This is a genomic window from Bacillus sp. EB106-02-03-XG38 (assembly GCF_058792175.1).
Genome location: NZ_JBYTED010000001.1, coordinates 1,774,515 through 1,788,030, shown reverse-complemented (window position 1 = coordinate 1,788,030; position 13,516 = coordinate 1,774,515). Strand labels below are relative to the sequence as shown.

The 13,516-nt window shown below is 35.8% G+C and carries 10 protein-coding genes and 3 pseudogenes; 7 read left to right on the top strand and 6 right to left on the bottom strand.

Annotated elements, in window-relative coordinates:
• Nucleotides 1-81 precede the first annotated feature (81 nt).
• Together AC3WTI_RS09020 and AC3WTI_RS09015 are read left to right on the top strand one after the other, a co-directional pair.
• Nucleotides 82-993, top strand: coding sequence for an ABC transporter ATP-binding protein (locus AC3WTI_RS09020; protein WP_142286753.1), 912 nt, complete (start codon nt 82-84; stop codon nt 991-993).
• Complete coding sequence (locus AC3WTI_RS09015; RefSeq protein WP_492304352.1) at nt 986-1,930, top strand: ABC transporter permease; 945 nt, start codon at nt 986-988, stop codon at nt 1,928-1,930. The genes AC3WTI_RS09020 and AC3WTI_RS09015 overlap by 8 nt, the downstream gene beginning before the upstream one ends.
• Before the next feature lie 41 nt (nt 1,931-1,971).
• On the opposite strand, the gene AC3WTI_RS09010 is transcribed toward AC3WTI_RS09015, so the two are convergent.
• Both AC3WTI_RS09010 and AC3WTI_RS09005 read right to left on the bottom strand, forming a co-directional pair.
• Complete coding sequence (locus tag AC3WTI_RS09010) at nt 1,972-3,117, bottom strand: M20 peptidase aminoacylase family protein (RefSeq protein ID WP_097841658.1); 1,146 nt, start codon at nt 3,115-3,117, stop codon at nt 1,972-1,974.
• 88 nt (nt 3,118-3,205) lie between these two features.
• A complete protein-coding gene (locus AC3WTI_RS09005) occupies nt 3,206-4,114 on the bottom strand; it encodes an EamA family transporter (protein WP_097841657.1) in 909 nt (302 codons plus the stop codon).
• A gap of 326 nt (nt 4,115-4,440) precedes the next feature.
• Here AC3WTI_RS09005 and AC3WTI_RS09000 point away from each other — a divergent pair.
• From AC3WTI_RS09000 to AC3WTI_RS08990, 3 genes and pseudogenes are all read left to right on the top strand, one after another.
• Nucleotides 4,441-4,584: pseudogene (locus AC3WTI_RS09000) on the top strand (peptidase T).
• Nucleotides 4,585-4,600: 16 nt separating this feature from the next.
• Nucleotides 4,601-5,308, top strand: a complete 708-nt coding sequence (gene ccdA, locus AC3WTI_RS08995; protein ID WP_087958716.1) for a cytochrome c-type biogenesis protein CcdA — start codon at nt 4,601-4,603, stop codon at nt 5,306-5,308.
• 90 nt (nt 5,309-5,398) lie between these two features.
• Complete coding sequence (locus AC3WTI_RS08990) at nt 5,399-5,905, top strand: CcdC family protein (RefSeq protein ID WP_001028637.1); 507 nt, start codon at nt 5,399-5,401, stop codon at nt 5,903-5,905.
• A gap of 60 nt (nt 5,906-5,965) precedes the next feature.
• Here the strand turns inward: AC3WTI_RS08990 and AC3WTI_RS08985 are convergent.
• Nucleotides 5,966-10,543 (bottom strand): annotated as a pseudogene (locus AC3WTI_RS08985) (DUF7507 domain-containing protein); the annotation flags it as partial.
• Between AC3WTI_RS08985 and AC3WTI_RS08980 the strand changes: the two are divergent.
• Nucleotides 10,539-10,826: pseudogene (locus AC3WTI_RS08980) on the top strand (hypothetical protein); the annotation flags it as partial. The pseudogenes AC3WTI_RS08985 and AC3WTI_RS08980 sit on opposite strands and share 5 nt — an antisense overlap.
• A gap of 28 nt (nt 10,827-10,854) precedes the next feature.
• On the opposite strand, the gene AC3WTI_RS08975 reads toward AC3WTI_RS08980, so the two are convergent.
• Both AC3WTI_RS08975 and AC3WTI_RS08970 read right to left on the bottom strand, forming a co-directional pair.
• A complete protein-coding gene (locus AC3WTI_RS08975; RefSeq protein ID WP_000889381.1) occupies nt 10,855-11,295 on the bottom strand; it encodes a DUF2621 domain-containing protein in 441 nt (146 codons plus the stop codon).
• 103 nt (nt 11,296-11,398) lie between these two features.
• The gene (locus AC3WTI_RS08970) at nt 11,399-11,695 is read right to left on the bottom strand and encodes a hypothetical protein (protein WP_048544144.1); all 297 of its coding nucleotides are present in this window, start codon (nt 11,693-11,695) and stop codon (nt 11,399-11,401) included.
• A 245-nt stretch (nt 11,696-11,940) separates the two neighbouring features.
• On the opposite strand from AC3WTI_RS08970, the gene AC3WTI_RS08965 reads away from it, so the two are divergent.
• Nucleotides 11,941-12,528, top strand: a complete 588-nt coding sequence (locus AC3WTI_RS08965; protein ID WP_142286754.1) for an AAA family ATPase — start codon at nt 11,941-11,943, stop codon at nt 12,526-12,528.
• Here the strand turns inward: AC3WTI_RS08965 and AC3WTI_RS08960 are convergent.
• Complete coding sequence (locus AC3WTI_RS08960) at nt 12,484-13,395, bottom strand: class I SAM-dependent methyltransferase (RefSeq protein WP_309247725.1); 912 nt, start codon at nt 13,393-13,395, stop codon at nt 12,484-12,486. The two genes, AC3WTI_RS08965 and AC3WTI_RS08960, sit on opposite strands and share 45 nt — an antisense overlap.
• Nucleotides 13,396-13,516: the final 121 nt, after the last annotated feature.

Sequence of the window (13,516 nt, the reverse complement as noted above, 5' to 3'; positions counted from 1 at the left end):
CCTTTTTCTATTTTACACAGAAAAATAATCATGTTACAGTGTAAAGACCTGACAAAGAATGGGAAGGAAAGGTTGTATAGAATGACAAATGAACAATCGATTGTAAAGGTTGAGCGGTTAACGAAGCGAATCGGTTCAAAGACACTTGTAGAAAATATTAGTTTCGAAGTTAAAAAAGGTGAAGTAGTTGGCCTGCTCGGGCCAAATGGTGCTGGGAAAACGACTTTAATGAGAATGATGGTCGGTATGATTCGTATGACAGAGGGCGAAGTTTGGATTGATGGTCAATCTGTAAAACAGCAATTTGAAAGTACTGCTTCGAAAATTGGAGCAGTAATTGAGACACCGGAATTTTATCCTTTCTTGAGTGGCTATGAAAATTTAACGTATTTCGGACGAATGAATGGTAATGTGACAGAAGAACGTATTGATGAAGTAGTTAAATTGCTAGGGATGGGACAAGTAATTGATCGTAAAGTAAAAGCATATTCACTCGGCATGAGACAACGTTTAGGTATAGCTCAAGCACTTATTCACGATCCAGATGTATTGATATTAGATGAACCAACGAATGGATTAGACCCTAGTGGAATACATGAGATGAGAATGTACATAAAGAAAATTGCTCATGAACAAGGAAAAGCGGTACTTGTATCTAGTCACTTACTTTCAGAAGTTGAATTAATGTGTGACAGAGTTATCATTATTCAGCACGGAGAATATGTGGCGACGCAAAATATTCAGCATAATCAAAGTGAAGAGATGGAGACAATCCGTATACGTGTAGATGATGTGAATAAAGCAGCAGAAATGTTAGAACAAGATGTTTTAATAAAAGGTAATGATCTACTTATTCATGTAAAAGATGAAGAAATCCCAAATGTTATTCGTACATTGCTTGAGAAAAACATTCAAGTGTATCGTGTATATGAAGAAAGAAAAACGTTAGAAGAGCAATTTTTAGAATTAACAGGGGGAAAAGATATTGTTTAATTTAGTGTATAACGAACTGTATAAAATATTTAAGCGAAAGCGAACGATTATTCCATTTGCGGTTATTGCAGTATTAGTAATCGGATTAGGATGGGTTACGGTAAAGTATTTGGAACCGGAAACAAAAGGATGGAAAGCGGATTATACAGAAAGAACTGTAGAAATTGAGAAAAAGCTAGGCATGAAAAAAGAAGCTATTTTAGCAGAACGATCTGGGGACGAGCTTGTAAAGGAATATCAGCTTAAGATGAAGTACTTAGACTCAGATACAGCACCAGCAAGCAGTTCTCCACTTTCTTTCATGAGAGATACAGGTTTTATTGTATTTCCAATATTACTCCCATTTATCCTCGTGTATGCAAGTACAGTTTTTGCGAATGAATATAGCTGGGGAACATATAAATTTTTAACGATACGACCAGCAAGTCGCTTTAAAATTTTGACAGCCAAGTTTTTAGGAATTGTGATATTTGCAGCATTATTGTTTATATTTAATATGATTTTCTCCACTTTATGTGGACTTGTTATTTATAAATTCCAGCAGCCTGCATGGAGCGAGTTTATTTTCCAAGATGGAAATATAATAAAACAAAATATTTTTGTAGAAGCTAGTAAGTATTATATTTTATCTTGGTTGCCGACGATTGTATATGCAGCCTTTGCATTTATGATTTCTGTGTTAACAAGATCTAGTGGAGGCGCGATTGGTATTTCACTATTTCTTGCTTTATCTGGAAACATCGCATTACTAGCAGCAACTAGATATGATTGGGCGAAATATTTATTGCCAGCAAACACAGATTTATACAGTATTTCAAAGAATGGCAGTTTTATTGATGGCGTAACGTTCCCGTTTGCTTCATGTATGTTATTACTATATTTATTTGTATTTTTAAGCATTTCCTATACCGTATTTTTAAAACGTGATTTAACTTAATAAAAAAAGAGCCGTTAAGTATTTCTTAACGGCTCTCTTTTTTATGCAAATTGTTTAAGTGCTTTTTCAGCTAACAAAGCGAAGTATTTTGCACTTATAGGTAATGCCTGCTCGTCTACTGTAAAAGCGGGATGATGCCATTCATGTGTACCACCCGTTCCCATAAAGACGAATGAACCAGGTATTTCTTGTTGATAAAAAGAAAAATCTTCTCCGGCCATTGACGGGGTAGGAGAGATGATATTTAAATTCATATTTTCTGCAACTTGAGTCGATAAGTTTGTTAGAGATGTATCGTTATGAACAGCAGGAGGACCTGCATAAAAACGAAATTCTGTTTTTACACCTAATGCATCAGAAACTCCTTGGATAATACGTTTCATGAGTGCTGGAATCTTTTCGCGTGTTTCCGTTTGGAATGTACGTACAGTTCCTTCCAGCGTTGCTTTTTCAGGAATAACGTTCCACGTATTTCCTGAATGGATGTTTGTGACACTGACGACGGCATTATGTGAAGAACTTATATTTCGGCTTACAATTGTTTGTAGTGCCATCACAATTTGAGAAGACGCGACAATAGGGTCTACCCCAGCATCTGGTACAGCAGCATGTGTACCAACTCCGTGAATTTCAATTTCAAATCGATCAACCCCGGCCATCAGTGGACCATCTTTAATACCGATTGTACCGACTGGTAAATCAGGTTTATTATGCATACCGAAAATAGCTTGAACGCCATGTAAATGCCCGGCTTCAATGACTTTGCAAGCCCCATTACTACTCTCTTCAGCTGGCTGGAATATAAAGCGTACCGTTCCGCTAAGAGAAGATTCCTTTTCCTTTAATAAATAAGCGGCACCTATAATAGCAGCTGTATGAAAATCATGTCCACAAGCATGCATCCTGCCGTGAATTTTTGAAGCGTATGGCAAATTTGTTTCTTCTTGAATAGGAAGAGCATCAATATCAGCACGGATTGCTATAAGTGGTCCGCTATTATTCCCTGAAATTTCAGCAATAACGCCTGTTTCTAAATTAGAATTTATAATCGTAATATTTTTTTCTTCTAACCAATTTTTTATAGCTTTCGTCGTTTCAAATTCTTCATATGATAATTCTGGATGCTCATGTAAATTTCGACGAATAGAAATTAGCGTCTCAGTTAATTGCTCTCGATTTGCTGCCACTTATAATGCCCTCTTTCTTAAATGAAGTATTTACATTAAGTATACAATAAGAAAGGAGAGGATTCTCAAATGAAAATCCTCTCCCGTTTCAAGCTGCCAATTTTTTGTGTGTATGATGTTTACGATAACGTCCACGCATTGCATAGGCAATTTGCGGGATTGCAATACCGATTAAAATAAGGGATACACCAAGCCATTGTGAAGATAATACAGCTTCTTTTAGAATGAATACAGACATAATTGTTGTAACTGGTAGTTCTGCTGCACCAAGAATAGTTGCTAAGCCAGAACCGATTTTTGGAATACCAATTGTAAAGGCGATAGAAGGAATAACGATACTAAATGTTCCTAAACCTAAACCATATTTCCAAAGTCCGTCAGAAATTGCACCATTCAAAATAAATGTTGGCGGGAATACGATCATTACTAAAGTTAAAGCGCCTGCCATTAAGAGAACACCGCGCGGCAATGAAGGTACTTCAACAGCAACTTTTCCGCTGACGAAAATGTATGTTGCAAATGTAACAGCAGATAATAAACCTAATATGATTCCAGTCGTATCGAAATCACCTGCTGATTTTTCTAGTAAACCACTTGATAAAAATGTACCTACAAGTAAAATAATAACGGAAATTACCTTTTCTCTTGAAGGCAATGTTTTTGTTGCGACTGCTTCAATAATAATTCCGACCCAAACGAATTGGAATAAAAGTATAATTGCAATGGATGCTGGTACAGTTTTTAATGAAGCATAATAAAAAATTCCAGTGAAACTTGCAGATGTACCTGCAAAGAATAAAATTAACGCTTGTTTTAATGGAACACGATGTCTAGAAAATAGAAGTGTAATAGCAAGCAAAATAATCCAACCGAACAAATACTGGCTGCCAATTACCTCTCCAAGTGAAAATCCTTCCGCATATGCAAGTTTAACGAAAATAGCTAAAATCCCATAACTACACGCTCCTAATAAAACTAAAAGAGAATAACGAAGCATGAAAAGTTCCTCCCATCTATATGAAATTGTTCCGTAACGGACATATATAACTAGAGGGAGTATACAAAATTAAAAATGAAGGGTCAAATAAAAGAAAAGTGTGACATTTTATAGAATAATAATAAAAGTATGATATTTATGCATAATCTTGAAATTAGTAATAATAGAAGTATTATAAAATCAGGTTTGTAATGTATAAAGACAGCATTTGAAAAAAATATTTTTTAATTAATATGTGGATAGACGTACTCGTAACATGCTAATCATTTGAGAAACTATGTTACCTTTGTTATGTTAATAACAATTAGAGAAGTTTCGTAGTCCAATTGAGATTTTTCTATATAATAGAAGGAAATGAAAACGTTTTTTTAGAAATTGTGTGAAAGAGTAGTTTTTCTTATTGTCACGTTGGAAAAGTAATTTCACGAATTGTTCATAGTATTTTTATATGTTTTTGCTACAATATGTAAGGAGAGGAGTGAGGTAATGCAAGATATTAGTATTTTTTTAGCGTTTGGTGCAGGGTTTTTATCATTTATTTCCCCATGTTGCTTACCGCTTTATCCGGCATTTTTATCGTACATAACAGGTATGTCGGTTTCTGAGTTGAAAGAAGAAAATGCAATGCTTCGCAAAAGAAGTATGATACATACAGCGTTTTTCTTACTTGGATTTTCAATTATATTTATTGCAATTGGATTTGGTACAAGCTTTATCGGAGGAATCTTTACAGATTATAAAGATTTAATTAGACAGTTAGGTGGTATATTTATCATCGTGTTCGGTCTTATTATTGTCGGTGTGTTTAAACCGAAATTCTTAATGCAAGACCGTAAATTTACGTTTAAAAATCGTCCGAGTGGCTATTTTGGATCCGTCCTAATTGGATTGGCATTTGCTGCAGGGTGGACGCCTTGTACGGGACCGATTTTAGTATCTGTCATTGGATTAGCAGCAACGAACCCAGAATCAGCAATGATTTATATGATTGCATACATACTTGGATTTGCTATCCCATTTTTCGTACTATCATTCTTTATTACGAAAATGTCTTGGATTAAAAGAAATAGTATGAAATTCATGAAAATTGGGGGATACGTTATGATTGTCATGGGTATCTTCCTATACTTTAACTGGATGACGAAAATTATCGTATATTTCTCAAGTTTATTTGGTGGTTTTACCGGTTTTTAGTATTATTCTGTGAAAATGTTGGAAATACTAACGGAAAAGCATATAATGAAAGTATATTTTGCATATAGCCACAAAAAAGGATGAGAAAATATGAACATAGTTGTTTTATCCAGTATCGTTGCTGTTTGTATGGCTGTCGGTGCGATGTTTATTCGTTTAAAAGCAGCTAAGAAACCTGCAACATTGAAAAAAATTATACTTCCACCATTTTTTATGAGTACGGGCGCATTGATGTTTGTTTTTCCTGAATTTCGACTAACTCCAGCAGAAATGTTAGAAGCAATTGGCGTAGGTTTGTTTTTCTCTATTTTTCTTATTAAAACATCTAAATTTGAAATTAGAGGACAAGAGATTTATTTGAAGCGTTCAAAAGCATTTGTTTTTATATTAATTGGATTACTTGTCGTGAGGATTGTATTTAAAACATACTTAAGCCAATCTCTTGATTTAGGACAACTTAGTGGCATGTTCTTCTTACTGGCATTTGCGATGATTGTGTCATGGAGAATTGCGATGTACCGTTCCTTTACGAAATTGCAGAAGGAAATGGAAAAAGAAGATGGTTTTTATAATGAAAAAGATATGAAATTAACTTAAAAACCGTATATGTATAAAATAAAAAGACAGCGTTTGACGCTGTCTTTTTATTTTATATTGTTAACACCTTCTGTCCCAGCTGCGCCGTATAAAACGTTCCCCATTAAAGAAACAATTTAAATTTGGTGATACGAACGGACCGATAAATGGAATAATATTTGGCTCTGTAGTCTCATCAACAGGAATCGGTGGCTTAGTAGGATCAGGTCTAAGTGTATAGCGAATGCGGGCGGTATTTTGAATGAGACCGTTTCGTGGCTCTGCTGTTACTTGAACGATAAAACGGACAACAACGGATTCACCTGGATTAACAGTTTCAATAAGAATACCAATTGTCGGATTACTTCCAGGACGTGAAACGCCGTTTACTGTTACTGAATTTGGATAGAAAGTAACTTCGGGAGGCAGTGAATCAGTAATGAGTACATTATTTGCAGGAGTAGAGCCATGGTTAGTAAAGGTAAGTGTATATGTGATGAAGTCACCGAGTTCTACACGATTTATATTTGCGGTCTTAATAAATGTGTTTGGCTCATTAGGGTTTACTTCTATCGTAATTGGTGGTGTTGTTGTCGTTGTTGTGATAGGTGGTCTAGTAGGATCAGGTTGAGACGTATACGTAATGGACGCGATATTTGTAATCATTCTATTAGCTGGAAGTGTAATAACCTGTACTTGGAATGAAATAGTTACGGATTCTGTTGGATTAAGAGTTCCGACTGGAATGCCTGTGGATGGATTTGCGTTTGGAACGGGAATGTTATTAATTGTGACACTATTTGGAATGAATGATGTGCCGACAGGAAGTGAGTCTGTAACAGAAATGTCAGTGACAGGAATCGTACCTTCATTTTGGAATGTGATAGTAAATGTAATCGTATCACCTACTGACACGATAGATTTATCAGCTGTTTTTATCGGATTAATAGTCCCAACGTTTACAGGAGTAATTGTAGTAGGTGTAGGTGTAGTAACGGATACAGGTGGCTTAGTAGGATCAGGTTGGTACTGGAAGGAAACGTTACCTTGGTTTTGAATTTCTCCGCTTGGTGGAATTGAAGTAACTAGGACACGGAAGGAAATCGTTGCGGATTCAGACGGAGCAAGTGTTGAAACCGTGATGCCTGTGGATGGATTTGCGGTTGGTTGCGGCACATTGTTAATAGTAACACTATCTTCAATGAACGAAGTACCGACAGGAATTGTATCAGTTACAACGATATTATTAGCAGGAATGGTACCTGTATTTTGGAGTGAAATTGTATACGTAATGATATCACCTAGTGTAACTGTTTCCGGCGTAGCTGTTTTTTGCGGATTTAATATAGCTGTATTTACGTTCGTTGTGTTAATTGGAGTAGGGTCTGTAATAGTAATAGGTGGTTCACCAGGAACTGGTTCATATGTGAAAGTAACAGTTGCTTGATTTCGAATGATACCACCAGGTGGTACGCTTGTTACCCTCGCTTGGAATTGAACAGCAATTGTATCGTTCGGATTGACTGTACCAATAGGTATACCCACTACAGGATTTGCGCCAAGTTCCGTAATACCATTTATTACTACAGTACCTGGAATAAATGTTAACCCATTTGCTAACGGATCAGTAACGATAACGGAAGTTGCAGGGATCGATCCACGGTTTTGGAATGTAATTGTATATGTTACGATTTCATTCAAATCTACAATTTGTTTGTCTGCTAGTTTATTTGGGTTAGGTGTAGGCGTAATAACGGATACTTCAACGGTTGGAGTAGGATCTGTAATGGTAATAGGTGGTACGCTAGGGTTTGGCTGGAATGTGTAAGTGACAGTTGCAGTGTTTTTAATAATGCCGTCTGACGGGAGTGTAGTTATAGTAACCTGATAAGTTAATGTAACAATTTGCCCTGGAGTTACAGTACCGATATTTACACCACTATTTGGACTTGCTCCAGGTGAAGAAATACCATTTATCGTAACGCTGTTGGGAATAAAAGTAGTACCACTTGGAGTAGGGTCTGTAATAATCACATCTGTCGCATTTATATTTCCGACATTTTGGAACGTAACTGTATAAGTGACAGTATCACCAAGATTAATAACTTGAGGGGATGCTTGTTTGTTAGGGTTAGTAGTCACTTCACTTACTTGCGTCTTTGTAGTAGGTGTAGGTGTAGTAATAGATATAGGTGGTCTAGTAGGATCTGGCTGGTATTGGAATGAAACTGTCCCTTGATTTTCAATAAAGCCTGTTGGTGGTATTGATGTTACTTGAACTTGGAAAGTTACAACGACTGAAGTGTTAGGTTCTAATGTACCGATAAGAATTCCGGAACTAGGAATGATGCCTGGTTGTGTAACACCATTGATCGTAACGCTATTTGGTATGAAAGTGGTACCGGCTGGAATAGGATCGGTTACAAGTACATTTGTTGCAGGGACAGTACCTGTGTTTTGTAAGGAGATTGTATAAGTGATTGTGTCACCTAATAAAGCAAATACTTTATCAGCAGATTTTGTAGGATTCGTTGTTGCTGTGTTGACATTTGTAGTAGTAGGGGGCGTTGGAGTAGTTACTGTTACTGGTGGTTCTCCAGGATTAGGTTGGAAGGTGTAGGTGATAGTGGCTTCATTTACAATAATTCCGTTAGGTGGTATGGAAACAACGCGAACTTGGAAAGTTAAAACGACCGATTCGCTAGGGGTTAATGTGCCAAGAGGTATGCCAAGAGCTGGATCTATATTACTAGTTGGAGTGCCGTTAATTGTAACGCTATTTGGAATGAAAGTAGTTCCTGTTGGGATGGGGTCTGTAAAAACGATGTCTGTCAGTTGTACAGTTTGTAAGTTTTGGAAGGTAACGGTGTACGTAATAATATCACCTATATCAACGTTGTTTCGATCAGCTGTTTTCGATGGATTAATAATACTATTAATGATTTCAGTATTAACTGGTGGTGTTGTCTCTGTTTCTGTAATAGGAGGTTCATTTGGATTAGGCTGAGATGTAAAGTTGACTGAACCAACATTTGTAACAACCCCGTTAGGCGGTATATTTGTAATCGTTATTTGGAATGTGATGGTTACTAATTGACTCGGTTGTAATGTACCGATAGATATTCCAATACTTGGATCAATACCTGGTTGTGAAATACCATTTATTGTAACGGAATCCACAATAAATTGTGTACCTACTGGTGGTGAATCAATGACAGATACATTTTTCATAGGAATATTTCCGATGTTTTCAAGAGTGATTGTATACGTGAGTGCATCTCCAATGTTAGCAACTGATAAATCTACTGTTTTAGTTGACTCTAACTCTGCATTTTGTACAATTGTTTCTGCGATTGGAGTAGGTGTGGTTGTTGTAATGGGCGGAAGAGTAGGGTCTGGTTGAGATGTGTAAGTGACATTTGCTTCATTTGAGATAATACCATTTGGTGGTAGAGCAGTTACTTGTACTTCTAAAGTAACAGTTACTATTTGTCTAGGGTTTAGTGTGCCAACTGGAATTCCTGTTTCAGGGGTCAAATCAGGTTGTGAAATACCGTTAATCGTAATGCTTCCAGGAATAAATGTAGTTCCAGTAGGGATAGAATCTGTAATAATGACATCAGTTGCAGGTATATTACCAGAATTTTGAAGGGTGATTGTATAAGTGAGTGTATCACCAATACTTGCAAACTCACGGTCTACCGTTTTTTGCGGATTCGGGTTAGCGGTACGAACCGGTAAAGTAACAGTAGGAGTTGTTTCCGTCGTTGTAATAGGTGGTTCACTAGGATTAGGTTGAGAAATATAGGTTACAACTGCTGTATTTTCTATTTTTCCGTTAGGTGGAATAGCATTTATTTGTACTTGGAACGTAACCGTGGCGGTTTCGCCAGGGTTAACAGTACCGACAGAAATGCCTGTAAGGGGGCTTACACCAGGTTGAGGGATAGTATTTACTGTAACACTATCAGTAACAAAATTTGTACCAGGTGGCAAAGAGTCTGTAATTGTTACACCTATAGCAGGTATAGTTCCTTGGTTTGTAAAAGTGACAGTATAAGTTACGATATCACCAATTTCTGCAAACGTAAGATTTGCGGTTTTAGTTGGGCTTATGACTACAGTTTGAATAGGAGTCGTTGTTTCGGGAGTCGTTTCTGTTTTTGTGACTGGAGGTAAGTTTGGATCCGGTTGATAATTAAATGTTGCACTTCCTTGATTGCGTATTTCTCCACTAGCAGGGATGTTTACTACTCGTACTTGGAAAGTAATGGTCGCTCGTTCGGATGGTGCTAAAGTTCCAAGTGAAATTCCTGATGCTGGATTGGATCCTGGTTGAGGAATACCATTAATCGTAACACTGTCTGGAACTAATATAGTACCAGCAGGGATAGAATCCACTACTGTTATATTCGTAGCAGGGAAAGTACCTGTGTTTTGAAATGAGAGCGTATAGGTAATGATATCATTTAATGCAACAAAGGAACGATCTGCTGTTTTTTGTGGATTTAGTGTTGCAGTATTAACTGCCGTTTCTGTTTCAGGAGTTGTAATAGTTGTTGTAACAGGAGGTTCATTCGGATTTGGCTCATATGTGAATGTTATATTTGCTTGATTTCTAATGATCCCCCCAAGCGGTATGCTATTTACTACACCTTTAGGAAACTTTTTTAGAGGGCAAGTAAATGATATTAATGGAAATTTAAATACAATTGGTAGTTTTGCAGATCGTAATTTTTCTGGAACAACTACAAATGCAAATGCGAGAGCTGAGTTTGATATTACAAATGTAAATGCAACGGGTTCTATTGCACCAAATACGACATCCACACAAGTCAACATTACAGGCACAGGCGATACGATTTATACGAGTGCGGTCGGATTACAAATAGACTTGGCAGAAGCTAGATTAACAGCCGTAAAATCAGTAACTGTAAGTTAAAAAAGATTGCTATAATCTAGCAATCTTTTTATGAGGAGGATTTTGTCAGTAAAGATTCATAATGAGAATAATCAATTTCTTTTTCTTGTAGTTTTTTTACTAAAAATTTATGGTCGCGTTTTGGTGTAGCAATAATATACCCTTTAATAATTAAATCTTGTGTAATTTGAGAGGCTTTTTCTTGTAATGCCAGTTCTCCGATTTTGCCAGCGATTTTTGATTTAGCAACATCGCGAAATAGTTCTGGAACAGGACTTACGAGCTCTTCTAACAATTGTTTTTGTTCGTCATCCCATAAATGCCTAGTTTTATTAATATAGTGCTCTTCCCAATCTAAAATAGACATACCATCTTCTTTCGGTAATCGTTTTAAAAATTTTCTGAACATAAAGTATCCGCCGATAGACATAAGTCCTAATAAAATAACAGTCCATAGCACAATAAACCAACTGAACCATCCTTCGAGCAAGTATATCCCCCCTTAATGATTGCGGTTTTCTATTATTCATATTATAAACAGTGAGATTCATAGAAAGCAAGAACGCTTGGTCATTTTGACCAAGCGTTATCATTTAAACAAAGTATAGTTGTTCCACACATAAATTATTATTATCATCTTCTACATATTCAATGATTAATGTGCCAACTTTACGATCTTTATCTTCAGTTGTGAAAATAGAGTAAGAAGTAAAACGTGCTGTTGATAGGCCGCTTATATGTGTAGGTAAAGAAATGTAGTCATTATCGTGGAAGAATTCCATCAGTTCAATATCCTCAAATTCTTTTCGGTCAACTTGTTTGTTTGTATAGCGGCGTTGAAGTTGTTTTAAAGACTCATTCCAAGAAATTGCTTTTGTATCGTATACCATTGTTCTATCTCCTTACTGTATGTAATCATTAAGAACATACGTTCTAAATTAGTATACTCTTTTTATTAGAAAAGGGAAAGCAAAAAATAATGTAAGCTCGGATTTCCAAGCTTACATTATTGATGCGTCCGTCATAATCTCTATTTTTTATTATAAGTTACATAAGAATAAGAAACAAGATGATATATATATTGTTGATAGTATTGAAAATTCTGTATATTATAGATGTACTAAAGTTTAAAGGAATGAGAGGAATGGCGTATGTAATTTCACTACAAGGACCGATGGCAAGCGGAAAAACAACATTGGCTAAAAGGTTAGAGCGATGTGGGCTTTCAGTTATATATGAAAATCCTTATCCAATTATAGAAAAGCGAAAGCAATTAAATTTGGATATGAATTCAAAAGAAGGGTTTATAGTAAATCAAAAAATGTTTATCGAAGCTAAAATAAAGGATTTTCAAAATGCGAAGGGTTCAGACGTTATTTTTGATCGTGGACCTGAAGATATTGAATTTTATACACTTTTTTATCCGATGATTATAGGGAAAGAGTGGGATATAGAAACTGAATTGAAAGATGAATTATATAAATTAAGAGAATGCCGTTCAGATTCTATTTTTTATTTAGATGTGACGAAAAAGAATGTATATAATAGAAAAAATAATGATAGAACAAGAAACAGAAGTACATTTGAGGAGCAATTTAAATTAGTAGAAACTGAAAAAGATTGGTATAAACAATTTCCTGTAGCTTATGTGGACACAAATAGATTAACAGTGGACGAATTAGAGATATATTTTATGAGATGGTTGAAGGAGAGAGGGCTGTGAAAAAAATACTTTTATTTGTATATCCTTCATTTCGGCGTGAAGATATGTATTGTCAGGTATATTTAGCGATGGAAACATGCTAGAAATATAGTTTACAATTGGAGTAGCATGATGAAAAACAAGAGCATTATGAATAACTGCTTCTTCAATAGTTGGAAAAAAAGACTGTAATATCTCTTTACCATTTTCCAAACAAAATGGAGTGACTGAAGATGTTGTTTTCGGCAAATCAAATGCGTCTAACATGCGGTTACACATTTCAACTATACGAGGTAATGTAACGTCAGAATTTGTTGTAGCTAAAAGTGAGCCACCAGGACGTATTACTTTATGGAATCCTTGGACTGTTTTTTCGACGTCTTTCATGTGGTATAACATATGTCTTGCGACGATCCAGTCGTAGCAATTAGCTTGAAAAGGGAGTTTACCAGCATCACCTAGTCTCCATTCAATTATGCTATTTTTTATTGTAGCTTCAGAAAGCATCGTTTTCGATTGATCAAAACCGGTTAGTTGTCCTTTATGCCCGTTAGTTTGTAAAAGAGAAAGAAAATTCCCGTTAGCGCATCCAACCTCTAATATTTTTTCGTCTCCTTGAAGTTGTAAATATTCCATTACGAGTTCATCTAAATTTACTTGTTTTTCTTCGTAATGTTTATGCGTATCGATACGAGTTTGTAAATGGTTGCTTACGTTGTATTGGCGTTTTACATCATTCATTTTTTCACATTCCACCTTCGTGCAAAATTGCTGAATTGCATGTGTTAATACGTCGGTTTTCTTTAAACCTTCATATTGAAGTGCAGATTCAAACCTTTCAAGTAATTTTTCTTCAATTCGAAAATGAATATCTTTTCGCTTCGTCATTGAAATATCGCCCCTTTGCATCTGTTAGTGAGACTATAGCACGCCTGAAAAAAATGTGTAAATCATTTGTGTACACAAATGGAGAAGATGAAAAAATGTTTGAATGTGAGTTTAAACTATT

Bases quoted from the DNA above. Each gene is read 5' to 3' on its own strand.
- AC3WTI_RS09005 (WP_097841657.1), bottom strand. From the start codon at position 4,114: ATGCTTCGTTATTCTCTTTTAGTTTTATTAGGAGCGTGTAGTTATGGG.
- AC3WTI_RS08965 (WP_142286754.1), top strand. From the start codon at position 11,941: ATGAGAGGAATGGCGTATGTAATTTCACTACAAGGACCGATGGCAAGC.
- AC3WTI_RS09020 (WP_142286753.1), top strand. From the start codon at position 82: ATGACAAATGAACAATCGATTGTAAAGGTTGAGCGGTTAACGAAGCGA.
- AC3WTI_RS08990 (WP_001028637.1), top strand. From the start codon at position 5,399: ATGAACATAGTTGTTTTATCCAGTATCGTTGCTGTTTGTATGGCTGTC.
- ccdA (WP_087958716.1), top strand. From the start codon at position 4,601: ATGCAAGATATTAGTATTTTTTTAGCGTTTGGTGCAGGGTTTTTATCA.
- AC3WTI_RS08960 (WP_309247725.1), bottom strand. From the start codon at position 13,395: ATGACGAAGCGAAAAGATATTCATTTTCGAATTGAAGAAAAATTACTT.
- AC3WTI_RS08970 (WP_048544144.1), bottom strand. From the start codon at position 11,695: ATGGTATACGATACAAAAGCAATTTCTTGGAATGAGTCTTTAAAACAA.